This is a genomic window from Syntrophomonas erecta subsp. sporosyntropha, assembly GCF_055395365.1.
The window spans coordinates 2,682,233-2,706,795 of record NZ_AP042459.1 but is presented as its reverse complement, the minus strand read 5'-3'; the positions used below and the strand labels follow the sequence as shown (position 1 = coordinate 2,706,795).

The 24,563-nt window shown below is 39.5% G+C and carries 24 protein-coding genes, 2 pseudogenes and 1 riboswitch; of the genes and pseudogenes, 22 read left to right on the top strand and 4 right to left on the bottom strand.

The window, feature by feature from the left end:
• Positions 1-47: 47 nt before the first annotated feature.
• Positions 48-230 carry a class I SAM-dependent methyltransferase gene (locus tag ACZ5Q0_RS13120; RefSeq protein ID WP_446820211.1) on the top strand — a complete coding sequence of 61 codons (183 nt, stop codon included), beginning with the start codon at positions 48-50 and terminating at the stop codon, positions 228-230.
• A 189-nt stretch (positions 231-419) separates the two neighbouring features.
• Here the strand turns inward: ACZ5Q0_RS13120 and ACZ5Q0_RS13115 are convergent, their stop codons facing one another.
• Entirely contained in the window at positions 420-659 is a 240-nt protein-coding gene (locus ACZ5Q0_RS13115) for a hypothetical protein (RefSeq protein ID WP_464827171.1), read from the bottom strand.
• Positions 660-962: 303 nt separating this feature from the next.
• Between ACZ5Q0_RS13115 and ACZ5Q0_RS13110 the strand changes: the two genes are divergently transcribed.
• From ACZ5Q0_RS13110 to sfsA, 10 genes and pseudogenes are all read left to right on the top strand, one after another.
• Positions 963-1,112, top strand: coding sequence for a hypothetical protein (locus ACZ5Q0_RS13110; protein WP_446820213.1), 150 nt, complete (start codon positions 963-965; stop codon positions 1,110-1,112).
• A 65-nt stretch (positions 1,113-1,177) separates the two neighbouring features.
• Positions 1,178-2,278, top strand: a complete 1,101-nt coding sequence (locus ACZ5Q0_RS13105; protein WP_446820214.1) for a plasmid pRiA4b ORF-3 family protein — start codon at positions 1,178-1,180, stop codon at positions 2,276-2,278.
• A gap of 273 nt (positions 2,279-2,551) precedes the next feature.
• Complete coding sequence (locus ACZ5Q0_RS13100; RefSeq protein WP_446820215.1) at positions 2,552-3,175, top strand: class I SAM-dependent methyltransferase; 624 nt, start codon at positions 2,552-2,554, stop codon at positions 3,173-3,175.
• Between the two features lie 663 nt (positions 3,176-3,838).
• Positions 3,839-4,103: pseudogene (locus tag ACZ5Q0_RS13095) on the top strand (DDE-type integrase/transposase/recombinase); the annotation flags it as partial.
• A gap of 313 nt (positions 4,104-4,416) precedes the next feature.
• The gene (gene rsgA / locus ACZ5Q0_RS13090) at positions 4,417-5,505 is read left to right on the top strand and encodes a ribosome small subunit-dependent GTPase A (RefSeq protein ID WP_446820218.1); all 1,089 of its coding nucleotides are present in this window, start codon (positions 4,417-4,419) and stop codon (positions 5,503-5,505) included.
• On the top strand, positions 5,456-5,917 hold the full coding sequence (locus ACZ5Q0_RS13085) for a GNAT family N-acetyltransferase (protein ID WP_446820220.1): 462 nt from the start codon (positions 5,456-5,458) through the stop codon (positions 5,915-5,917). Before rsgA ends, ACZ5Q0_RS13085 begins: the two co-directional genes overlap by 50 nt.
• A gap of 480 nt (positions 5,918-6,397) precedes the next feature.
• The gene (locus ACZ5Q0_RS13080; RefSeq protein WP_446820222.1) at positions 6,398-7,405 is read left to right on the top strand and encodes an O-acetyl-ADP-ribose deacetylase; all 1,008 of its coding nucleotides are present in this window, start codon (positions 6,398-6,400) and stop codon (positions 7,403-7,405) included.
• 100 nt (positions 7,406-7,505) lie between these two features.
• Positions 7,506-8,159 (top strand): annotated as a pseudogene (locus ACZ5Q0_RS13075) (vWA domain-containing protein).
• Positions 8,160-8,161: 2 nt separating this feature from the next.
• Positions 8,162-8,926, top strand: a complete 765-nt coding sequence (locus ACZ5Q0_RS13070; RefSeq protein ID WP_446820224.1) for an ADP-ribosylglycohydrolase family protein — start codon at positions 8,162-8,164, stop codon at positions 8,924-8,926.
• A gap of 251 nt (positions 8,927-9,177) precedes the next feature.
• Complete coding sequence (sfsA, locus tag ACZ5Q0_RS13065) at positions 9,178-9,861, top strand: DNA/RNA nuclease SfsA (RefSeq protein ID WP_446820225.1); 684 nt, start codon at positions 9,178-9,180, stop codon at positions 9,859-9,861.
• Positions 9,862-10,067: 206 nt separating this feature from the next.
• Here sfsA and ACZ5Q0_RS13060 read toward each other — a convergent pair whose 3' ends face one another.
• On the bottom strand, positions 10,068-10,748 hold the full coding sequence (locus tag ACZ5Q0_RS13060) for a class I SAM-dependent methyltransferase (protein ID WP_447182585.1): 681 nt from the start codon (positions 10,746-10,748) through the stop codon (positions 10,068-10,070).
• A gap of 429 nt (positions 10,749-11,177) precedes the next feature.
• Here ACZ5Q0_RS13060 and ACZ5Q0_RS13055 point away from each other — a divergent pair, with 429 nt between their 5' ends.
• The 3 genes from ACZ5Q0_RS13055 to ACZ5Q0_RS13045 are packed head-to-tail and all read left to right on the top strand — an operon-like array spanning position 11,178 to position 12,092.
• Complete coding sequence (locus ACZ5Q0_RS13055; RefSeq protein ID WP_446820227.1) at positions 11,178-11,510, top strand: ketopantoate reductase family protein; 333 nt, start codon at positions 11,178-11,180, stop codon at positions 11,508-11,510.
• Positions 11,470-11,883: a hypothetical protein gene (locus ACZ5Q0_RS13050; RefSeq protein WP_464827170.1), complete on the top strand. Its 414-nt coding sequence runs from the start codon at positions 11,470-11,472 to the stop codon at positions 11,881-11,883. The genes ACZ5Q0_RS13055 and ACZ5Q0_RS13050 overlap by 41 nt, the downstream gene beginning before the upstream one ends.
• On the top strand, positions 11,874-12,092 hold the full coding sequence (locus ACZ5Q0_RS13045; protein ID WP_446820229.1) for a ketopantoate reductase family protein: 219 nt from the start codon (positions 11,874-11,876) through the stop codon (positions 12,090-12,092). The genes ACZ5Q0_RS13050 and ACZ5Q0_RS13045 overlap by 10 nt, the downstream gene beginning before the upstream one ends.
• Positions 12,093-12,160: 68 nt before the next feature.
• Here the strand turns inward: ACZ5Q0_RS13045 and istB (ACZ5Q0_RS13040) are convergent, their stop codons facing one another.
• On the bottom strand, positions 12,161-12,907 hold the full coding sequence (gene istB / locus ACZ5Q0_RS13040) for an IS21-like element helper ATPase IstB (RefSeq protein ID WP_446818298.1): 747 nt from the start codon (positions 12,905-12,907) through the stop codon (positions 12,161-12,163).
• 18 nt (positions 12,908-12,925) lie between these two features.
• Complete coding sequence (gene istA, locus ACZ5Q0_RS13035; RefSeq protein WP_446818455.1) at positions 12,926-14,443, bottom strand: IS21 family transposase; 1,518 nt, start codon at positions 14,441-14,443, stop codon at positions 12,926-12,928.
• A gap of 249 nt (positions 14,444-14,692) precedes the next feature.
• On the opposite strand from istA (ACZ5Q0_RS13035), the gene ACZ5Q0_RS13030 reads away from it, so the two are divergent.
• From ACZ5Q0_RS13030 to ACZ5Q0_RS12995, 8 genes are all read left to right on the top strand, one after another.
• A complete protein-coding gene (locus tag ACZ5Q0_RS13030; protein WP_446820230.1) occupies positions 14,693-15,412 on the top strand; it encodes a DUF4397 domain-containing protein in 720 nt (239 codons plus the stop codon).
• Positions 15,413-15,849: 437 nt separating this feature from the next.
• A riboswitch (cyclic di-GMP riboswitch) is annotated at positions 15,850-15,936 on the top strand.
• A gap of 346 nt (positions 15,937-16,282) precedes the next feature.
• Positions 16,283-16,660: a response regulator transcription factor gene (locus ACZ5Q0_RS13025; protein WP_446820231.1), complete on the top strand. Its 378-nt coding sequence runs from the start codon at positions 16,283-16,285 to the stop codon at positions 16,658-16,660.
• Entirely contained in the window at positions 16,651-17,283 is a 633-nt protein-coding gene (locus tag ACZ5Q0_RS13020) for a chemotaxis protein CheC (RefSeq protein WP_446820232.1), read from the top strand. Before ACZ5Q0_RS13025 ends, ACZ5Q0_RS13020 begins: the two co-directional genes overlap by 10 nt.
• Positions 17,276-18,217, top strand: a complete 942-nt coding sequence (locus tag ACZ5Q0_RS13015; RefSeq protein WP_446820233.1) for a GGDEF domain-containing protein — start codon at positions 17,276-17,278, stop codon at positions 18,215-18,217. Before ACZ5Q0_RS13020 ends, ACZ5Q0_RS13015 begins: the two co-directional genes overlap by 8 nt.
• Positions 18,218-18,525: 308 nt before the next feature.
• Positions 18,526-20,502, top strand: a complete 1,977-nt coding sequence (locus tag ACZ5Q0_RS13010) for a beta-propeller domain-containing protein (RefSeq protein ID WP_446820235.1) — start codon at positions 18,526-18,528, stop codon at positions 20,500-20,502.
• Between the two features lie 593 nt (positions 20,503-21,095).
• Positions 21,096-22,541, top strand: a complete 1,446-nt coding sequence (gene istA, locus ACZ5Q0_RS13005; protein ID WP_464827169.1) for an IS21 family transposase — start codon at positions 21,096-21,098, stop codon at positions 22,539-22,541.
• Between the two features lie 103 nt (positions 22,542-22,644).
• Positions 22,645-23,388, top strand: a complete 744-nt coding sequence (gene istB / locus ACZ5Q0_RS13000) for an IS21-like element helper ATPase IstB (RefSeq protein WP_446818376.1) — start codon at positions 22,645-22,647, stop codon at positions 23,386-23,388.
• Positions 23,389-23,789: 401 nt separating this feature from the next.
• Positions 23,790-24,557, top strand: coding sequence for a 3-hydroxyacyl-CoA dehydrogenase (locus tag ACZ5Q0_RS12995; protein ID WP_446820236.1), 768 nt, complete (start codon positions 23,790-23,792; stop codon positions 24,555-24,557).
• The last annotated feature ends 6 nt before the right edge of the window (positions 24,558-24,563 follow it).

Sequence of the window (24,563 nt, the reverse complement as noted above, 5' to 3'; positions counted from 1 at the left end):
TAAATATAGTAAGGCACTCTACGCCATTAAGACGTAGGGTGCCTTGTTTGAAAGAAGATTTGGATTTTTCAACCTATCAAAGCATCATCGATATAGGATGCGGAACAGGAGCACTATGCAATGTGCTTAAAGAATATGGTTTAGATGTGACCGGGCTAGACCCTGCCGAAGCTGTGTTGGCGATTGCTCAAAAAAAGGTCGGGAAAACAGAACCTAAACCGCATTGTTAATAAATAATAAACAAATAATAATAGGAATTATCCTCCCCTGAGTAGTTTAAGAAATGACGTATTAAGCCTGCGGCAAATATGCAGGATAACTGGCTTGCCATATCACATTGTTCAAATGCTTAAATAATGACACGGAAGAACCGTCCCCTTATGTCTCGATAAACTTTTGATTTTCAACTCACCAAACTTTTATCGATAGAATCCAAACAATTTGAGAAGTTTCTGCCAAAAGGTCATTTTTACAGGTATTGTGACATCATGTTGCAGCACTTCGGGAAATTCTATGGAAGCGGTCTTTATTACAAATTGCACGGTGGTCGCTCCCGTGTTTTTGTCCGAAACAAACGATACGGGGACAAAATCGGACTTATCATATTGCTTTGCCATCTTATTTATTTCGGCCTTTATGGTATCGGGCAGATCGACCATCGGATATTTAGTTTGCTTGTGCCTTCATATAAATCCTTAGCACCGGTATTTAATCCCCCGATACCGCCCGTAAGCGACTTAATACCCGTATCTACCTCGCCGTATCCATCAGCAAGGCGTTTAACGCCGCTCATGTATCTATCAAGCCCTGCATGGAATTGACCGTAGTTATTTGAAAGTTGGGACATTCCATCTGTTAGCTGTCGCATTTGCGCCGCAATATCCTTCTCGTTTAAAGATTGCTCTAAAACTCAAGTGGCGTGGTCATCAGTTATTGTGTCGTGGTGGCAGGAATAATTTCTGATGAAAGATGCTCATGAACCGATTATTGAACTTGAAAAATTTGAACAGGCTCAAGATAAAATAAAACGTAGAAGCAATATTGAAATTGTTTACGGCAAGGCAAAAAGAAAAGGAACACATTACAGCGCAAAGCGTGAGAAGCAGGATTAAGAATTTCTTTCACATAACGTAGCGATATATTGGCAATTTTGTGATTAACAAAAGGAAATGAGAAAATGCAAATTGCACTGACCAAAAAATTAGCGGATGCTATGGGAGCAAATTCTCGGTCTGCACAAGAGGATAAAAATCCACTGTTTTCTTGGACCGCAAACTGGACAAAGGTATGGGATAATCATAGATCAGAGGATATGATCGTGTTGGTGAACAATGCCACACGTTTTACCGTTGCAATTTACCAGGTCAAGCGGAAAGATCTGAAAAATGTAGCGGAAATGATGAGAGCGGCCATTTCAAACACACTATTGTCCATGAATTTAAATCCCGGGCTTGTAGAGGAATACATGCGTTTGGCAGGTGAAGTAGAGTTTACGCAAAATCGTAGCAGACAGACAGCTGCGTGGGTAACGAAAGCGGGACTGGACTGCGCTTTCTATGTTGGAAATGAATATAACGGTATTGCAAAAATGTTCAGCGATACGGTTGGAGCTTCCGCAAATTACCGTCATGTCAATAGTTCCGGTAACGTTAATGAGGGGTATGTCCCTTACCATGCAATGATTAACGCACTATCTGAGCTTACCGGAAAGCAAGCGTACAAATATCGTGCCTTTGAATTGCTGGTCACACTTGATTTGGAAGTATACAAGGCGGTGCGGAGGATGATTGTACCTGCGAATCTAGAATTTGTACGTTTTCATAAAGTGCTGCAGTCGGTGTTTGACTGGCAGAACTACCATCTTTATGACTTTACCATCTTTGATGGCAATAAGCGTATACTGGTCGCTAGAATTGTTCCATTTGAGGATGACCTGAAGTACGATGAAGATGCTATTTTAATAAAAGGGTATACCTTATCAGAGTTTTTGCCAGAGCACAAGTGTATGCTCTATACATATGACATGGGGGATAAATGGGAACATGAAATCCAGCTTGTACGTGTGATCGAGGACCACGACAAGGAATCACCCTACTTACTGGAAGCAAGTGGTCAAACACCACCTGAGGATGTGGGCGGCGTAGGAGGATTTGTGAATTTCCGTGAAATTATGTTGAATCCTAGTCATGCGGAATATGGGGAAATGAAGGAATGGGCAAAGTATTGGACAACTGAGCTTAGTGATTGGAAAAGACGTCCAAGGGTAATACATGATTGAATTAGATACGACATCAATAAAGCGTATAGGACCGCTGCCTGGATTGCGATGAAGCCAAAAGAATCGGTGAAAGCGAAGCATATGAAATAATTAAGAAAAAAATAAAAGGCAGATCGATAACGGATTTGCAGACAATGGACCAGAATACAAGAAATAAAACATTGAGTAGTTAAAAAAATGACGGATTAACCCTGCGGCAAATATGCAGGATAACTGGCTAGCCATTTCACATTGTTCGAAAGGCTTTGACATTGACACGGGAGAACCGTCCCCTTGTGTCCAGATTACCCAATAATCCACTCTGCTTCGGATAATAAAATTGCCACTGTTTACGGCCTTTTTTTTAATTGGCAAGTGGGGAAATACCGCTACATTTTGAATAATGTCAAAGATGAGTTGGATCTTTCCACCTATCAAAGCGTCATCGACATAGGATGTGGCACAGGAGCACTATGCAAGGTGCTTCAAGAATATGGTTTGGAGGTGACCGGGCTAGATTCTGCCGAAGCTATGCTGGCGATTGCCACGAAAAAGGTTGGGAAAACAGAACCAACCGAACCGTCTGTTCGGTTTATTCGTGGCGATGCGCGTAATGGGGTCCCATTCCGAGAAAAAAGTTTTGACTTGGCCATAACATCCTATGTGGCCCACGGGCTTATACCAAAGGAGAGGCTGATCCTTTACAATGAGATGAAAAGAGTAGCAAGGCATACAGCTGTTTTGTTAGACTATAACGAACACCGTGCATTGATTACCGATATTGCAGAATGGCTAGAAGGCGGAGACTATTTTAACTTTATAGGAAGCATCAGGGATGAATTAATGCAACAGTTCGGCAATCTTAAAGTCATCAATACCGGCAAGCGTTCTGCGATGTATATTTGTAAAATGGACTAATGCATTATTAAGTTTTTCCGCCGGAACAGCAATTTATAGCACCACTGATAAGAAGATGTGTATGCCAAAAGCACGAAAGATGCTAAGTGACTGGGAAGCATCATATATTCAGTCGCTTATGATATTAATTGAAACGCAGAGTAAAGTAACGCTTGCTATGTAACTGTTAAACTAAATTGAACAGAAAACAACAAATAAGAATGAACAGCATTTACCACAATCCTCCAAAAAGGCTATGATTGAGCTGGAAATAAAACAGCTTTGATCATAGCTAAGGAGGAAGAGATGAACGTAGTAGAAGGGTGGAATATGTATTTGGAGATCCAAAGCTTAAAGGACATGCATTTCAATGTAAGCCAGATCTCCAAGCGTCTTGATCTATCCCGGACAACGGTGTATAAATATCTAAATCTAAGTCCCGATGAAATGGAACTGGTTTTAGAAAGTCAAAAGAAACGGACTAAGAAACTTGATAAACATCGGAATTTAATCAGATCATGGTTAACACAATATCCGGATATGACTAGTGCACAGGTACTGGACTGGCTACAGGAAAGAAAAATAGATGGAGGTGTTAGCGAAGGAACAGTCAGAAATTATGTCAATCAGTTAAGAAAGGAGTGTGGAATTCCTAAAATTAAGTACAATCGTCAATATGAAGCTGTTGATGAATTACCTGCCGGGCAGCAAATGCAGAATGGATTTTGGACAAATCACTTTACGCAGCAGTACTGGCAGGAGTATAACTCTCTATTTTGCAACCTTCGTATTAGCCCACTCCCGTTACAAATATATAGAGTGGCTGAATCGTCCGTTTACGACCCGCGATTTAATTAAGGTCCATGAAAATGCATTTGAATATTATGGAGGGATGACCAAGGAAATAGTATATGATCAGGATCATCTCATACTGGTCAGCGAGAACGCCGAAGATTCAAGATTTACATGAGGGTACAAGGGGACAGGGGTACAAGGGGACAGGGGTACAAGGGGACAGGTTTGCTGTCCCCTTGTACCGTCCGGTGTTTATGATTCGGAAGGGATACGGGTGCTTTAAGATTCAATGCTCTTTTGATATCACCAAACTAATATATAATCTGATTGTGAAAGGAGTCATTGTTTATGTTTAATATTTGTACAGTGGAGATTGTAATAATGCAGGAGGTGCATACAAAATAAATTAATGTATATACCTCCTAAAAGTAAAAATTAAAAACTAAAAACTTTTGGAGGTTATAAAATTGAGCAAAATAGATATGGAAAATATAGGGCTCAGCCAAAGGTTTATTACTGAATCTGCGTTATATCCGAGTCATTGTATCGGTCGTGTCATTTCCCAGTACAAAGACCTATATAAGGTAGTAACAGAGAATGGCGAGTCAACAGCAGAAATTTCCGGGAAGTTCCGTTTTGATATAAAAACATTATCTGGGTATCCGGCAGTAGGCGACTTCGTGATGCTTGATCGAAATGAGGATACCGGAGGGAATGCAATCATTCATCATGTTCTGACAAGGAAAAGTGTCTTTATTAGAAAGGCAGCGGGAACATCGAATGATGAACAGGTTGTAGCTTCAAACATCGACACGGTGTTTATCTGTATGTCGCTTAACAACGATTATAATCTTCGCAGAGTTGAACGTTATCTTGCAATTGCCTGGGATAGCGGGGCAGTTCCAGTTATCGTTCTTACCAAAGCTGACTTATGCGATAATATTCCTCAAAAACTGTTAGAACTTGATTCTGTTGCCTGTGGGGTTGATGTGCTTGTTACTTCGAGTTTAACTGCGGATGGGTGCATATCTGTCCAAAGCTACTTTGGTAGTGGCAAAACTATCGCGTTTATCGGCTCATCTGGTGTTGGTAAGTCGACCTTAATAAATAAACTCATCGGCCAAAATGCTCTTCAAACCCAAGAAATAAGGAACGATGATAAAGGAAGGCATACTACGACCAGGCGAGAGCTAATTGTTATTCCGAGTGGCGGCGTTGTTATTGATACTCCGGGAATGAGGGAACTTGGGATTGAAAGCGCTAACCTTACAAAAGCCTTTGCCGATATTGATGAACTAGCCACAAAGTGCAAATTTCGTGATTGTACTCATACTAGTGAGCCTAACTGTGCAGTACAAAAGGCCATAAATGACGGCCTGCTGTCTGCAGATCGGCTTGCCAATTATTTAAAACTGAAAAAGGAAGCTAAGTATGAGGGTTTAAATTCAAAGCAGATTGAGACTGAAAAGCTTAATGCTATGTTCGCGGAAATGGGCGGAATGAAAAATGCACGAGAGTTTATCAAAGAAAAAAACAAAAGAAGGCGAGGTTTTTAGTATAGAGACTATAATCAGACAAGAAATCGATGCAGATTTTGATAGTGTATATAAAGTAGTGAATACGGCTTTTCTAAATGCAGCACATACAACCCATGATGAACAGAATTTAGTGGTAAGACTTAGGAATAGTACAGCTTTTGTTCCAGAATTATCTCTTGTAGCAATTGTTGATGATGAAATTGTGGGACATATAATGTTTACAAAAATAGTAATCAAAGCTGAAAAAAAGACGCATACTTCCCTTGTGCTTGCTCCCGTTGCAGTTTTGCCCAAAATGCAAGCTAAAGGTATTGGTGGGAAATTAATTTTAGAAGGGCATAAAGTTGCACAAGCATTAGGTTTTACATCAGTGATTTTGGTCGGATACCCTGGGTATTATCCTCGCTTTGGTTATATTCCGGGCAAGTAGTTTCAGCATAACTTTACCAATTGAGGTTCCGGATGAGGCGTTTATGGCATGCCAGCTTACTGAAAATGCGTTATCAGAAGTAAACGGCGTTGTTGAGTTTCCCCAAGAGTTTTTTGTTGTTGGATAATAAGCATTGCAGAAGACCGTAATGCTTGAATAAAATAATGAAAAAAGCACCTCTTGCGGGGTGCTTTTTTCGTGCCCATTTTCAGGAGGTGACAAAATGCAATGGACAAGAGGTTTGCTGTCCCCTTGTCCCTAAATCTTGTTTAACTATTAAAGTATTAACGATGGCCAAAACGAGATGAATTTACCCGCAACTTAAGAAAAGGCCGGGCCAGCATAAGGCAGTTGGCAAGAATAACGGGGATTTCTAAGAAGAGGTATGATAGGATAAATTTAGTGGCTGCGGTAGTATTTTAAGGGAGGGGACAGTAAACCTGTCCCCCTGTCCCCGTCCCCGAAAAGGAGGTGTGGACAATGCCACTTGAAATAATCCGTAATGATATAACGAAGGTATACGCTGATGCGATTGTTAATGCAGCAAACTCGTCTCTTCTTGGGGGTGGAGGGGTTGATGGAGCAATCCACCGTGCTGCTGGGCCAGAGCTACTTGAAGAATGCCGTGCCCTTGGCGGTTGTGAAACAGGAGAAGCGAAAATAACAAAATGGTACAAGCTGCCGGCAAAATATATAATTCATACTGTTGGACCTGTTTGGCATGGTGGTAGTAACAATGAGGAGAAGCTGCTGGCAGATTGTTACAAGAATTCACTCGCATTGGCTAAAGAACATAATCTTGAGAGTATTGCTTTCCCGCTAATAGCATCGGGTGCCTTTGGGTATCCAAAAGATAAAGCATTACAAACGGCCATTTTGGTCATAGGAGACTTTCTGTTAAGCTATGAAATGACGGTTTTTCTGGTTGTGTACGATAAAACGGCATTTGTGTTGTCTGAGAAGCTGTTTTCATCAATTGCACAATATATTGATGATAAGTACATAGAAGCACATTTTTTTAATCGTAGAGACAGATTTGAGGAAATACACGAGCTGAGCGAAATCTATCCAGAAGCTCCTTTCTCAACGGGAGCACCTGCCCCGGTAAAAAAACGTAAACGAAGCCTTGATGATGTAGTAAATAATATGGACGAAACATTCTCCCAAATGTTAGTACGTTTAATCGACGAAAAAGGTATGACGGATGCAGAAACCTATAAAAAGGCAAATATAGACCGTAAACTGTTCTCTAAAATTAGGAATGATATAAATTATAAGCCAAGCAAGCCAACTGCTATTGCTTTTGCTATAGCATTGAGATTAAATCTTGATGAAACAAAAGATTTACTGCTTAAGGCGGGATTTGCACTTTCTCATAGCAGTAAATTTGACATTATCATTGAGTATTTTATTGAAGAGGGAAACTATAATATTTTTGAAATTAATGAAGCTTTGTTTGCTTTCGATCAGAACCTGTTGGGGGTATAGTTCAATTGCAGCTTAAGCCATTTGTCGCTTTCCATGCGACCGATTTGCACATACAAAATGTTATCCTTCAATATACAATAAATGATTGGAGGATAACATGATGAAAAAAGGTTTAACAGAACTGGTATTTATTCTTGACAGAAGTGGCTCAATGAGCGGTCTTGAAAGTGATACTATAGGCGGATATAACGCTATGTTAGGAAAGCAGAAAAAAGAGCCGGGCGCGGCTGTAATAACTACTGTACTGTTTGATGATAAGTATGAATTACTGCATGACCGTATTAACCTTCGAGGTATAGAGTCTATAACAGACAGAGAGTATTTTGTCAGAGGCAGTACTGCACTATTGGATGCAGTGGGAAAAACCATAAACAAAATAGGAAATGTGCAGAAACATACAGCTGAAGATGAGCGACCTGAACAGGTCATGTTTGTAATAACAACTGATGGTATGGAAAATGCCAGCAGGGAGTTCAGCTATGAAAAAGTCCGTCAGATGATTGAACATCAAAAGAGCAAATACGGATGAGAGTTTATTTTTCTTGGTGCAAACATTGATGCCATTTCTACAGCAGAGCGTTTTGGTATCAGCAAAGACAGAGCAACAAATTTTAATGCAGATAGTGAGGGTACTCGGCTAAATTATGAGGTAATCAGCGAAACGGTTAGTTGTCTACGTGCCAGCCGTACTATATCAGAAAACTGGAAAGATCGTATTGATGAGGACTTCAAAAAGCGTGGGGGCAGGGGATAAACATGATTGGTGCCATCATTGGAGATATAATTGGTTCAGTTTACGAATGGAACAACATAAAGACAAAGGACTTTCCACTTTTTAGCCCGGAATGCTGTTTTACTGACGATACGGTTATGACTCTGGCAATAGCAGAAGGACTGATGGATGGTGGTACTGCTGCTGCCTTCATCCAAGCCATGAAAAAATATGGGCGTATGTATCCAGACGCAGGTTATGGAGGACGTTTTGGCAGTTGGCTGTTTTCTGAAGACATTCATCCGTACAACAGCTGGGGGAACGGGTCGGCTATGCGAGTTTCACCGATAGCTTGGATGTTTGATACTCTCTCGGAGGTAGAGAAATATGCTGAAATTAGTGCTGCTGTAACGCACAATCATCCTGAAGGCATTAAAGGCGCACAAGCAACTGCCGCAGCTATTTTCCTTGCCCGAAAAGGAAAATCCAAGGCTGAGATAAAAGATTATATTGAGAGTAAATACGGTTATAATCTGAGCCGTACTCTTGATGAAATACGTCCCGGTTATGGTTTCAACGAGAGCTGCCAGGAAACTGTACCCGAAGCGATTACTGCTTTTCTTGAAAGCGTGGATTTCGAGGATGCAATAAGAAATGCGATTTCCCTTGGCGGGGACAGTGACACCCTTGCTGCAATAACCGGTAGCATAGCTGAGGCAGCTTACAATATTCCGGAAGAAATAAAGGAGAAAGCATTGGCTATCCTAGATAAACCCTTGCTAAATGTGTATGGTAGATTTGTTGAGTAGGGACAAGTAGGGACAAGGGGACAGGTTCACTGTCCCATTGTCCCTGATTCCTATTGGGGGCAAAACGGGATGAACTTATCCGTAACTAAAGAAAATGCCAGGGTTAGCATAAGGCAGTTGGCAACAATAACAGGGATCTCCAAGAGGTATGATAGGACAAATTTAGTAAGGTTACGGTAGTATTTTTAAGAGTTGGGACAGCAAACCTGTCCCCCTGTCCCCTGTCCCCCACCCCAGAAGGAGATAAAGGGATGCGATACGATAAAATCAAAAAAGGTATTTTTATTGAACGGCCTAACCGCTTTATAGCTCTTGTAGAAATTGAAGGGACAATTGAGGTATGTCATGTTAAAAACACGGGTCGATGCAAGGAGTTACTAACTGAACGGGCAGAGGTACTGGTTCAGGAATGTGGTCATCCCGGCAGAAAAACCAAATATGATTTGATTTCTGTTTGGAAAGGACCGCGGCTTATCAACATGGACAGCCAAGCCCCCAACACTACCTTTCGGGAGTGGCTGAACTCCGGAGCTTATTTTCAGGATCTCAAGATGGTCAAACCTGAACAAAAATATGGGAAATCACGTTTTGATTATTATCTTGAGACCTCAAAGAGAAAAATTTTTGCTGAGGTCAAAGGGGTCACTCTTGAATATAATGGTATCGCGCTTTTCCCGGATGCACCTACTGAGCGGGGCGTTAAGCATCTCAAAGAACTAGCAGCATGTATAGAAGAAGGCTACGAGGCCATGGTTGTTTTTATTATTCAAATGAAAGATGTGCGGTACATGATGCCCAATGACAGGATGCATCCTGTCATTGGGGCTGCGCTCAGGGCACTTTCTTCTAAAGGAGGAAAGATTTTGGCTATCGGTTGTTCGGTTACAGAGGATACGATCATTCCTGGATCACTGGTGGAAGTCAGGTTAAGTTAGTATTTTTTGTATTTATTTTTGGTTTATACCTAGTTCGTTATTGTCACTAAACGCTCCTGTGTTTGACCCATCCTAATTTAAATAAACCGATTTGATGGATTTAATAGGGATGGTAAAGTCTTTTGCTAGCGAAATACTGTTGAGAAGAATAGTCTTGATTAAATTCTAAATCAAAATAATAAAGTTTATATTTGGTCCCGTTATTTTTATTCTGGTTTGTACCACAAGGCCAAAATGAAAGCTGGTTCCGAGGTTTGGGAAAGTCTAGCTTCTTCTTCCAGGGTCAAGCTTTGTTCGGTTGCATCTGGGGGGATGTAAACGCATCCATGACAGGCAAGGAGATGATCAGGGTCTAAACCTAGCATTTCGTCAGTATTTTTAAGGGCAGCATTATGAAAGACAGATGCGGGATCCTGTTGCCCCATTTGTTCGTACATCCGACCCCAGGCGCTGTTCTTGTGAATGGCGCCAATTAAAAGCTTTCCGCCGGGCTTCAAAACCCGATACAATTCTTTGTAAGCCTCCTGGGGCTGATGAACGAATTCAAAAGCAGCCATGGAATAGATACCATCAAAATAATTGTCAGGGAAATCCAGATGGTAAATGTCCATTTTATGAAAGGTAGCATTTAACCCATACTGGCTTACTTTCCTGCGCGCGATGGCCAGCATATCTTCTGAAATGTCGATACCTGTGACCTTACACCCCATTTTACACAGCTTAATACTGAAATTACCCGTACCGCAGCCTGCATCCAAAATATGCAAGTCACGAGCAGGAGAAAAGAGTTTAAAAGCTGCACTTGTCTCAAGCAAATCAACAAAGGCACCTAGCGGAGTTTGGTACCAGGAATCATAATTATTGGCTATTTCGTCCTTAAACATCATTTCTATTACCCCTATTCAAAGTTTTACTGCATAATTGGAGTTTTTCGTACCTGATACCAAAAACTGCAATTATAAAATACTTCATTATTATAATTATAGATTAATCAATAGAGTAATTAAAGATTCCAATGTTGATGATAACAAAAACCAAGGGGGAAGGGGAGGTTTAAGGCCGGGATCATGGTTTGTTCCAAATTAAATAAAAATTAATTCCACTGGTTTTACCGGTCACCAAACGCGAACAAAAATTAAAACTCTTTGCCCGGTAATCTTTAGGTGGATATAATAAGATTGTAAAAACCTGTTAAAAGGAGACAAAATGACTTCCTTATGGAGTAGGTAAGTTTAAAAGTGCGCGACCAGCAACTGAGGTCACCAAGATTAACCTCAAGGTAAAAAACAATCAATTCATATGAGGAGAGAAAAAAAGTGAAGTACCTAATAATCGGAGCTGGGGGTACCGGCGGAAGTATCGGTGCATTTATGACCGAGGCAGGTAAAAATGTTACCCTAATCGCCAGGGGGAAACACCTTGAGGCGATGCAAAAGAGTGGTCTTAAAATGGAAACCACCCTTAAAGAGAATTATACCGTCCATCCTATTAAGGCCTGTGATATGGAGCACTATCATCAGCAGCCAGATGTAATTTTTCAGTGTGTAAAAGGATATTCACTGGAAGGAACTATTCCTTTTAGTAAAAGAGTGGCTCATAAAAACAGGGTTGTTTATTCCAGTACTGAATATCTACGGTACCGGCAGTAAGATGCAAGAACTTCTGCCGGAACTTTTTATAACCGATGGATGCATTTACATAGCGGCGGAGATTAAAGAGCCCGGTACCATTCTCCAGAAGGGTAATATTTTTCGCATAGTATATGGCGTAAGAAAAAATCAGGAATATAATCCTGTACTTGCCCAGGTGGCCGCTGATCTGGAGGATAGCGGCATCAGAGCTATTGTTTCTAATAATATAGAGAGAGATGCCCTGGAAAAATTCGCTTACGTATCTCCTATGGCAGCCTGCGGCGCGTATTATGATGTCGATGCTGAAGCCGCCCAGCAGGAAGGAATAGTCAGGAAAACATTATTACGCTCACGCGAGAAATTGAGACTCTGGCTAAAGCTATGGGCATAAACTTTACCGTAAATATCGTAGAGACTAATTTACAGATACTAGACAGTCTATCACCTACAGCTTCAACCTCCATGCAAAGGGATTTAAGGCAGGGTAAGGATTCTGAAATTGACGGCCTTATATTTGAAGTAGTTCGTTTGAGCAGACAGTATAATCTGCCGTTACCCGCTTACGAAATAATTGCTCAAAAATTTGGGTTTAAAGGGTAATCAGAAGGAGGGGTGTGAACGGTCAAGTATTTTGGAGAAATTTTGGCCATTAATTTTACATAGGACCTTTACTGCAAAATGGAAATACGATGTTTAATACGGTAGCTTTCTCCGGTCAGGTTAAATATCTCACTATGATGAACAATCCTATCCAGAATTGCAGTTGTAATAACTGGATCTCCCATCAATTCGGCCCAGTCATCAAAACCCGTGTTGGACGTAATTATTAACGAGGTCTGTTCATACAGTTGAGAAATTAGCTGAAAGAACAAATTAGCTTCTTCTCTACTTATTGGCACAAAGCCAATTTCATCGATAATAACTAGGTCTGAGCTGATTATTCGTTTGATTTTCTGCCTACTGCGGCTAATGGTGGACTGAATTTTCAGGTGCCGAATTAATTCGTCCATACTTACAAAGCTTACCTTGTAACCTTTTGTTACAGCTTCTATTCCTAACGATACAGCCAAATGGGTTTTACCTAAACCAGGTGGTCCCAGAAAAATTAGATTGTAGGCCTTATCAAGCCATTGCATATCTAATAGCTGGTTAATCTGTCTTTTAGTTATACCGGGTTGATAAGCGAATTCAAAATCATCTACAGTTTTAATGAAGGGAAACTGAGCTTGGGTCATACGGCGCTCCGAAGCTCTTTGTTCCCGGGCATCAATTTCGCCATTGGTTAAGGAATAGAGAAAATCACAATAAGATATATCCTGTCGGTTTGCTTCCTCTACGAGCTTTTCTAAATTGTCTTTCATCCAGGCCAGCTTTAGCTGGCCCAGAAAGGTTTTGGTTTCCTTTAATTTATTCATTTAGCATATCCTCCCTTGCTAACTGCCTTCATAAAGTGCAGTATAGGCTTTAATATCTCTGACTTCTGTTTTAATTCGATATTCGGAAGGAATGGCATCTGCATCAATAATATCAGGCGCATCTATGTCCTGGCTGAGCTGCTCTAAATATTCCAATACATTACGAAACTCCACTGCGCTCCATAGTTCTTTTTGTACGCAGTAATCCAGGGCTTGAGCTATAATTAGCTCTGAGTATTTCTCGGCCTCTTTGATAATCAACTGAAGTTGATCTCTTATGTAACGGGGTTTTTCCTGTTTAATACGATCCAAGAAACAAGTACCTTTATCGCCTTTACCCAGCATGGCAAGGGCCTGTTTCCTTAGTTCATCTATCTTGTGGGAATAATCACGCTCAACCCGATTAGGAACTATCACTCCCTTCTTAGTTGATATTTTCCGGATAATAATTAGTTCTTTAGTTTCTATATCCAAAATTTCAAGATAGCCATCTTTGACTTTCAATTCTACTTCACGTCCGGGATAATACGTGCCTTTAGGCACTCGGTAACGATTACTAAGATAAAGGACAGTGTTGTCCTTCCTTACATTTCTTGTTAAACTATCTTCAGGTTTATTTATGATTGTGGGTATCGGTTGCAGGTATTCTTGTTCTGATTTGAATACTTCTGCCGGTACCTTCTTTGTGGTTGCATGTATACTGGCATTGCCAGTCCGATTTAACCAATCAATACATCCCTCATTCCATAAAACCAGGTTATCAAATACCCGGTGAGCAGCGTAGTTTTGTTTAGCATATTTGACTACTGATTCAATTTTCCCTTTGGATTCAGGGTCATTTCCCCTACAAAGGTAAACGGTGAACTTCATGTTCCTGCGAAAACGCTCAAACTCCTCAGTATGTATGATATCACCATAGTTTTCACTAACAGCCAATACTCGGTCTTGATCAAATACTATTTCCTTAGGTACCCCTCCTATAAACTCAAAAGCTCGATACAGAAACAATGTAAATGTTTGTGCTGTAAACGGTTTATCCAGCCACTCTACATATTTGTAGCGACTGTGTGATAACACTAAGCCAAATACAAAAAGCTTTATTCGTTTTCCTGTAGTTGTCATAACTTCCCTCTGACCCAGATCCACCTGGGCCTGTTGACCAGGGAGGAGTTCTTCTACGGCCTGGTACTGCCGATATTTATCCGGCTTTGGTATATTAGATGTTTTTCGCAAATTACTAACGTATCGTCTAACAGTCCGCTCCTTCCCATGATAGTTATCCCCATGATATTCCTTAAGCCAGTCATGAATCTGAGCACTTGATATATCCGGGAATTTCATTAGCCATTGTAAAATTTGGTCGGTGTATGGCTCTAGGATTTTCCGTCGGTTTTTGGCTTTCCTCTGCCTTTCGGTAAATTCCTCGGGTGTCATATCCCAGTAGAAGTCTACTGTTTTCCAGTTGATGGCTAACTGATGCTCCACCTGTGACTTATTAAGCCCCAACTCCTTAAGCTGCTGAATTTTTTGATACATTGGCCATCCCTTCAATTCTCCCACCTCACCTGTAAAATTAATTACCAATTCATTTTACCAGTGGTGGGTTTTTGTGGATAATATTCTCCGTTTTTATTGGCCAATTTTTCTCCCTTTTAGTTTACCGCTAACAGAGGGGACAAGGGGACAGCAAACCTGTCCCCCTGTCCCACCCCTGTCCCAAAATCATTTGCAGTATGCACTTTTTTGATCTGTTTTGAATACCCTGTAATAAAATATTTATAGGGTGTGATTTCTATTCCGACCATAAACTCGTTTATACGATTCCTTCATGCTTCTCCGGGAACTCCTGCAGTTGATATTTATTCTAACGGCGAATTGATATTCAGTAATTTAGATTATAAAGAAATGAGCGATTACCTTGTGGTAGGACCAGATACTTACCGGATTCAAGTTTTTCCTGCAGGAGAGGAAGGAGATAGTAGTCCAGTCCTTGACACAGAACTCGTTGTCTCTGCCAGTGTGCGCCTGACCGTACCTATAATAGGTACTCTTCCGGATATCAGCCTTTTGCCATTACTAGAACGTTTTGAGGGGTTGACTCCCAATGATTCTATCGTCCGGTTTGCTCATTTATCACCAAACACTCCACAAGTAGATGTTACCCTCCCCGATGGTACGAAGTGGTTCAGTGATGTAGCTTATACACAAGTGACCGACTATCGACTGATCATCTCCGGTGTCTATGATTTACAAATTAGACCGGCTTGCGAAGAGGAAAGAATCCTGACCGCGGATACCTTTACATTTGGAAAGGGAAATTCGTATACTGTCTATGCGGTGGGATTGCTGGAAGAAGAACCTGCTTTGGAAATGATTTATTATGAAGATCAAATTCCGTTTCTAGAAGTCGAGCCCAAGAAAATACAACCAGTATTCCCAAAAAAGAAAAACAATAGTAATAACGCCAATAACAATATTAAGATTACCTTTAGGTATTCGAAGTAACTTAAGCGGCCAAATTAAAATGCCATATGGCAATTAACATTGGTTAATAATGAATATTGCGAAGCCAATTATACTTTGTTTGTAACTGGAAAGTTGCAAAGGGCGAAGATTCCGATAATTGCTCTATTATTTAGCCTTCATTGCAAGGAAAAGAGACGGACAACAGATGATCAGTTAAAAAACTACGCATTAATTGCCGAACCTTTACTTTATTTCCCTAATTGTACGGAATTCCAAGACATATATCAATTTTGCCGGTAAATTTAAGATAAAGAATATATCCAAAACAGAATATCTGTGGTTTATATTTCGTAGTTATTTTTAACATCCATATCAGAGTATAGCAAATCGTTAAAGTATTGATTTTGCTATACGTTAATAGTAAACTAAGCATATAATATAAAGAATTTATTTTCATAAAATATAATAGGTATTATATATGAGTTGGAAATGATGATAAATTCCCAGTATATTATGGGCACCTTGGGAATTTTGAAATAGTGGTGCAACCGGCCAGCAATTAGTTTTTAAGTATTAATTGCTGGCTTTATTTATTACTTTAATTCTGGATCTACTAAAGACTAAAATTAATATTTTTAACTATTGCTTCTGCTGGAATGCTGGAAAATCCGAATTACTTTCTATGAGTTTTATATTTATCCAAATAAAACACACAAATATCAGGATAGTTGCAACCGCTAAAATACTTATCACAGTTATCTAATTGGTACTTTGCCTAGGAAGTTCTAATATTTTAGCCATTGTAGTGATATAAACACACCCTGAATGTAAGAAGAGTTTGCTATTCGGCATCCTGTTAATAGTGAAATATTTCGAACCTAACTGGAATTTTCATTTAAGGAGCGGCTTATGATAAGAATTTTAATAGTAGATGACTCTATTTTTTCACAAAAAATCACATCCCACTTAATAAAACAGTACTTGGATAATGTGGAAATTTATTGCTCAAATGATGGAAACGAAGGTTTTGCAACTTATAAGGAAATTAATCCGGATTACGTATTCGTAGATTTGCTGATGCCTAATTTAAATGGTAACGAGTTGATAAAGAAAATACGAGATTATCAGGCTGATGCTAAAATAATTGTGCTTACTGCGGATGTCCAAAAAAAAGTTAAAGAAGAAATAAACAAATATAATGTTTTATCATTTATAAACAAACCATTTAATGAAGAAAAAGCCAAGAGTGTATGCGATCTTATGAGGAATAACGAATTATGGAAATAAACGCTCTCGAATATGACATCCTTAAGGAAATATTTAATATAGGTGTCGGTAAAGCAGCTGCCATGCTTTCTGAAATAATTGATAAAAAAATACTATTAGATGTGCCTAAAATAGAGCTACTCTATTTGAAAGATCGCAATTTTTCTTTAAATAATTATTTCCCAGATATTTTGGAAGGAACATTATTAATATCATCAATTAAATTTGCTGAAAAACTGACCGGAAAAGCAAATTTAATTTTTCCTGCTTCCAAAAGTAAGAAATTAATAAACATTTGCCTAAATAGAGATGAAAAAATTAAAGATCCCAATGTTGAGTTTGACGATATAGATTTCGATGTAATCAAAGAGATAGGAAATATAGTACTAAATTCTATAATTGGAGAACTGGGAAATTATTTGAACATAGATTTATATTATTCTGTGCCCGAAGTAAAAGTATTTAATAAGATTGATTTCAGGAAGGATATTGAAAATAAAACTCACACTACATTAATTCTTTATATAACCTTTATAATAGATGATATAAAAATTGAAGGAGCAATAATTATTGATTTAACTTTAAAATCGTTAAATACATTAATGATAAAGGTTAACACAATAGGGGATGAACTAAATGGATAAAATTTTATTTGATATATTAAATGGCCTTTATGAAGGGATAGTTATCTCCGATGAAAAAATGGAAGTTCATTTTTGGAATAAATATATGGAACACCTAACAAATATTGGTAAAGAAAAGGCAGTCTGTCAAAATATTTATGATATTTTACCTAAATTAAATAAAAATTTCTTCAAAAAAGCAGTTGATTGTGTCCTGGAAAATGGTCAAAATATGTTTTTTTCATCAGCGCTGCATAAGGGATTAGTTAGTAATAGAAGACATGTGAATTTAAAGATAAGCAGGTTTGAAAAAGATGAGAAAAAGTATCTCCTTTTTGAATTTATCGATGTTACAAGTCAGGTTGAACGTATTAAGCAATTAAAATTCTGTGTAAATAACTTATCATTGTTAAATATGGATTTAAAGGAAAAAGAAAAAATTATAAGAAAATTAGCCTATTATGATAAATTAACAGGTGTCGCAAACAGAACATTGTTTTATAAACTTGCCAATAAAATATTATACAATGCAAAAAGAAATAATAATTTGCTAGGCTTAGTTTTTATAGATATTAATAAATTTAAAAGCATAAATGATAATTATGGACACGAAGCTGGTGATAAAGTTCTTATTAAAGTTGCCGAAATGCTATTAAAATCTATAAGAAAAAGTGATGTTGTTGCCAGATTTGGTGGAGATGAATTTTTAATATTATTGCCTAATCTTAAGAATGCTGACGATTATAAAGTTATAATTTCTAGGATTAATAATTGTACAGAAAACTTTATTATATATGAAGGACAAAAAATAGATATATCTTTGAGTATAGGTATTAGTTTTTACCCCATGAATGGAAATAGTATTGATAAATTAATAGTTAAAGCTGATAAGATGATGTATGCGGAAAAAAACGGTGATACAGAAGATAGTGTTTTTTCTGAATCTAATAATTAAGTTACTTGAATAACCCTCTTTGTTTTCTCGCCGCTGTGTAGGCGTCATAATGAAGTGAGAATTAACTTGCTTGAATAACCCCTCTGCATCCCCATGGAGAATAAATAAACAAAACCTTGTTTTGTTCTACTTGACAAGATTTTCTATACCTATTCTGTAAATAGCCCCTATAGGTGGCGCTATTTATCCTCTGCTACTTGGCACCTTTTATTCGGGAAAATAATGGACTAACATCAGAGTTAGTGCCCCATGAAAGTTTTACCAAATGATTTCGTAATGTGAGATATAGGTAAAAGGGGGAGGATCTAATGAATTATTGGCCGAAAAAGGTTTGGATTTGGTTGAGCCTGCTGCTGATTGTACTGATATTTGGAATTGGTGGTGGGGTTTATGGGTTTAGCGGCAGCCAACCGGTAAAAGCCGAGGTTGTCACACCTGGAAATAAGGCTTCGGAGATACCGGTAGTAGGTACATTAGAGAAACTACAAGAACTACTGAATCAGTCATATAGTTTACAGATAGGCCTGTATGGTCAGCGTAGTAATGTGGTGATGGATATGTCTGGTGCCAGCACAGAACAAGCCGCAGCACCCTCGGCTGCTGAAGTAAAAACCGGCTATTCCCAGACTAATATTCAGGTTGAGGGCGTAGATGAAGCTGATATAGTAAAGACCGATGGCGATTATATTTACGTTTTATCCAATAGTAAACTGAGTGTAGTGAAAGCTATGCCAGCTGATAAAATGCGGCTAGTATCTACCGTTGACTTTAATTCTAATGACTTCCATCCCCGTGACCTTTATGTAGATACTAAACACCTGGTTGTCACGGGGGATTCTTACCGAAAAAGCTCCCCGGTACTTAACCAAAAAAAGTCAATTTACCCGGTTCCACCAGGTAATGATATCCAAACTAGTAAGGTAATTATTTATGATATAAAAGACAAAGATAATATCACTAAAAGCCGTGAGATTGAAGTGGAAGGCTATTGCCTTTCGACCCGTAAGATTGGCTCATCACTTTATCTGGTGACTAACCGCAATACAAACTACTACCGGCCTGGTGATCCCATCATACTTCCTTCCTACCGAGATTCATCGGCGGGTAATGACTTTCAAACCATCTCCTGTGATAATATAAATTACTTTCCTAATTGCATATACCAGTCTTTTCTTATCGTAGCGGCTATTGATACTGATAATCTGAATCAGAAGGTGGACATTAAGACTTATTTAGGAAATGGGGATAATATTTACGCTTCTAGTTCCAACCTTTATATAGCAATAAATTCCTATTCTCAGGTGCAACCGTTGATGGAAGACAGTGCTTTTCCTACGTCTCCGTCCGGGAGCGAAACGGAAATATACCGATTTGCCCTAAAGGGAGCCAGCACAACTTGTACGGGCCGGGGTAAAGTTCCAGGTACTATACTTAATCAATTTTCTATGGACGAATATCAGGGCTTTTTTCGCATAGCCACAACTAGCGGTGAGATATGGAGTCGCAGTGATAATGTTTCCCATAACCATATATATGTACTGGACGGTAATCTAAAGCTGGCTGGTAAACTGGAGAACATTGCACCAGGTGAAAAAATATATTCTACTCGGTTTATGGGTGATCGCGCCTATATGGTGACCTTTAGAAATGTAGATCCCTTTTTTGTGATTGATCTGAAAGAACCTCAAAAACCAAAAATTTTAGGCAAACTAAAGATACCCGGATACAGTGATTATCTGCATCCTTACGACGAAAATCATATTATTGGTTTCGGAAAAGATACCGTGGAAGCCAAAGGATGGGGGGGTGAACCCCAGGCTTACTACCAGGGTCTGAAGATAGCAATTTTCGATGTTACCGATGTTAGCAACCCGGTAGAAATGTCACGGGCAGTAATTGGTGATCGGGGAACTGATTCCGAAATCCTTAATAACCACAAAGCCTTGCTTTTTTCTAAAGATAAAAATTTATTAGCTTTTCCAGTAACATTAATGGAGCTTATACCAGGTAATGAGAGCTACGGAAACATTCCGGCATATGGTTCTTTTACCTTTCAGGGAGCTTATATATATAATATTGATTTAAAAAAAGGTCTAGAGTATAAAGGGCGGATAAGCCACCTGGATGCTGCGGATTACCAGCGGGCGGGAGATTACTGGTATGATAGCGATAATAACATTAAGCGGGTGCTTTACATTGGGGATGCTCTATATACGGTTTCCCCAACTCAGATTAGAGTTAATTCCATAGCTGATTTGCATGAGCTTTACCGGCTGAATCTTTAAAAGCAATGTACATTTAGGGAAAATGGTCAAACCATATTGCTATTGAGCCCTTTATCCCCAAACTTATGAGGGAGAATGGTTTTCAAAAAGCTGTTGCAGACAAATTTGGCAAACCTCTAAGGATATTATGTATGAACTGAGTATTATTAGGAATGTTATCCCAACGGAAGGATCTAGCATTTTTAGGGTTCCAAAAGACGTGTTTGCTTTTGGCGTAAAAAAATTTAGGTTGGACCACAACAAATATTATTTGACCGTGCAGTAAAACACAATAAGGAAAGGTTAAAAGAGAGTTTATATAAAGCTGTAAATGCCCGGTATCCCACCGATGATTTGGTGGGATTTATTTTTGGGATAATATTAGCATTTCCCGATTAGCAAAGGCGTAAAGTGTTATGGAGACATTATTATTAAGAGGTTATTATATGAAATTTGAGCACTTGCAAATTAGCTTTCAATAGACCCATCAGTGTACTGTGTTAGAACCACTGTGGTCTTAAAATAGAACCATTATGGTCATAGCGAAAACCACACCTGTATAGTAAGGATATGCACTGTTTATCAGTGTAAATCTTATACGGGAGGTCGATATTATGACCCAGTATCGTGAAATCCTTAGGCTTAGTAGCCAGGGTATGAGCAAAAGAGGCATAGCCACTAGCTGTCATTGTTCACGTAATACCATTACTGCCGTCCTGGAACGGGCAGAACAACGTGGTATTTCGTGGCCGCTACCTTCAGACCGAACAGATGGCGAGTTACATCAGCTTCTATTTCCTGAAAAATGTGTTTCTTCTAGCCGGAAGATGCCGGATTGTGAGCGTATTCATAAGGAAATGGCTAAGAGTGGCGTAACACTTACCCTTCTATGGAATGAATATTGTGAGGAGTGCCATTTAAGCGGTGAGATCCCACTTATGTACAGTCAGTTTTGCAGATATTATCGACGCTACGCAAGTACAACAAAAGCTACCATGCGTATCCAACGTAAACCCGGTGAAATTATGGAGGTGGATTGGGCAGGAAAAACTGTATCCATCATTAACAATATTACCAGCGAAATTATTCCGGCTTATGTATTTGTTGCAGCACTTCCGTGCAGCCAGTTTGCATATGTGGAGGCATTTTTATCAATGGATATGGAGAGCTGGATTACAGCCCATATCCATGCTTATCAGTACTTTGGTGGCGTTACTAGAATCCTTGTACCCGACAACCTTAAGACAGGAGTTGATCGAGTTTCAGGACCTACGCCTACTATTAACCGAACCTATAACGAGATGGCAGAACACTATGGTACTGCTGTTATCCCAACCCGGGTGAAACACCCGAAAGATAAAAGTGTCGTAGAGGGGACAGTTGGGATCATCACCACCTGGATCATTGCTTCCCTAAGGAACCAGCAGTTTTTTTCATTAAGGGAATTGAATGAGGCCATCTTTATCAAACTAGACGAGTTTAATGAAAAACCATTTCAAAAGAAACCGGGAAGCAGGAAGAGTGCGTTCCTTGAAGAAGAGAAGGCTTTGCTTTTACCCCTACCCGCTTCCCCATACGAGTTAGCTACCTGGAAAAAAGCTATTGTACAGTATGATTATCTCATACATGTTGATAAAAACAAGTATTCGGTTCCATATGAATACATCAAACATGAGGTGGATATTCGTGTAACAAGTAAAGTCATTGAGGTTTTTTATCATAACCACCGTATAGCATCTCATGTCCGTATTTATGGGGAAGGAAACGATCCCGTAATATTACCGGAACATATGCCAGACAACCATAAACAGTATCTATCATGGAACGGCGAGCGCTTCATGGACTGGGCTAGAACTGTTGGTCCTAACACAGAGGCTGCCATGCAAGCTATCTTATCTTCACATAAAGTAGAACAGCAAGGATATCGTTCCTGTATGTCACTAATGAAACTGGCGGACAAATATTCTGTAAACAGAGTAGAATCCGCCTGTAGGAAGGCATTATCCTATACGCCTTGTCCGAATTTAAAGAGCATCCAGACTATCTTGAAAACCGGATAAGACAAACTGACAGAAGGAACAAACCCAATAGCTACTTCAAAGAAAAATACAGCAGAAAACTTCGGCTTTACCCGTGGTGCTGACTATTTTGGAGGTAAGAAGCATGATTAACCAAAGCACGATAACAAAACTCAATGAAATGCGACTGACGGCAATGGCAGATTCCTATAGAGACCAGCTATCTGATTCCAAATATCAGGAACTATCCTTTGAGGAACGCTTAGGGCTAATGGTAGACATTGAATGGTCAAGAAGAAAAACAAATAAGCTTGCCCGTTTAATCAAACAAGCGCAATTCCGTTTTCCCGAGGCATGTATGGAAGATATTGAATACCACCCGGACAGGAAATTGGACAAAACCCAGCTCTTACGCCTGGCTACCTGTAACTACATACAGGAAAAGCATAACATTATCATTATGGGTGCTGCTGGAAACGGAAAAACCTATATGGGGTGTGCTTTCGGTATAGCCGCCTGTAGAAATTATTATACTGTTAAATATGTTCGTCTTCCAGATTTGCTCAATGAATTAGCTGTTGCACGAGGTGAAGGGGTTTATCAAAAAGTCATGAAGCAGTACAAAAAAGTAAGCCTCCTGATTCTGGATGAATGGTTATTAAGGCCTTTACGAGAACCACAAGCCATGGATGTTCTGGAAATTGTGGAAGCCAGACATCAAACTGGATCGACTATTTTTTGCTCGCAGTTTGATCCCAGGGGATGGCACGAGAAAATAGGTGAAGATACTTTAGCCGATGCCATTTTGGATCGTATAGTTCATGATTCCTATACTATTCTTATTGATGGTGAAATATCAATGAGGGAACGTCATGGTCTAAAAGAATAAAACAATACTTGGAGCTGCCGTCTTTTGACGGCGGCTCTGAGAAAGACCAGAGTGGTTCTCTAAGATGAACAAGGTGGTTCTGATTTAGTACACTACTGGTTCTACCTCAAAATATTACTCAGCTATGGCCAAATAACTGCATAATTGCAGGCCGCTGGTTCAAAATTGCGGTGGTATCGGATGCTAAGCGCAGCGAACAGGATAATAAGCTTACCTTAGTACCTGTAAAATGGAGCTTTACAGGCCTAAAATATATTTTGCAATTATTGATTTATAAACAGGTATTAAAACTCTTGCAGCATATGATCGGGTTTTAAGGGGGCGGAGCGTAACCGAGGCCACGAAACTGGTTAGCAGCAGAGGGTTGGGACCCTGCTTTTTAGGGAAGGAGTAATGAAACTATGAAGATAGAAGGTAAAACGGCAATTATCACCGGTGGAGCTTCGGGACTTGGGGAAGCTGCCACCAGGATGCTGGTCGAAAAAGGTGCTCAGGTTGTGTTGCTGGATGTGAATGAAAAAAGAGGGACTTCGCTGGCAGAAGAACTAGGAAAGGTAGTTGTATTTATCAAGACGGATATTACCGCTTCCCAGGAAGTTCAGGCAGCTATCGACTTTGCATTGGAAAAATTTAAGCGAATAGATATTGTTATAAATTGTGCTGGCATAGCCCCGGGTATGAAAATAGCCAGTAAAAAAGGACCTCATAAGCTGGAAGTGTTTATAAAGGCTATAGAGGTTAACTTGATTGGGCCTTTTAATGTGATGCGATTAGCTGCAGATAAAATGATAAAGAACGAACTAAATGATGAAGAAGGAAGAGGCGTAATAATTAATACTGCTTCTATTGCAGCATTTGACGGGCAAACTGGTCAAGTTGCCTATGCAGCCAGTAAAGCTGCTCTGGTAGGCATGACTCTACCTGTAGCCCGGGATCTTTCTGGGGATGGAATAAGGATCTGTACCATTGCTCCAGGAATCTTCAAGACCCCAATGATGGCCGGGCTTCCCCCAAAATTTCAGGAATCCCTGGGGAAAATGGTGCCCTTTCCCCCAAGGTTAGGAAAACCGCAAGAATTTGCCATGTTAGTACAACAGATTGTTGAAAATCCCATGCTAAATGGAGAAACGATACGCCTGGATGGGGCCATTCGTCTGAACGCTAAATAGGTCTGG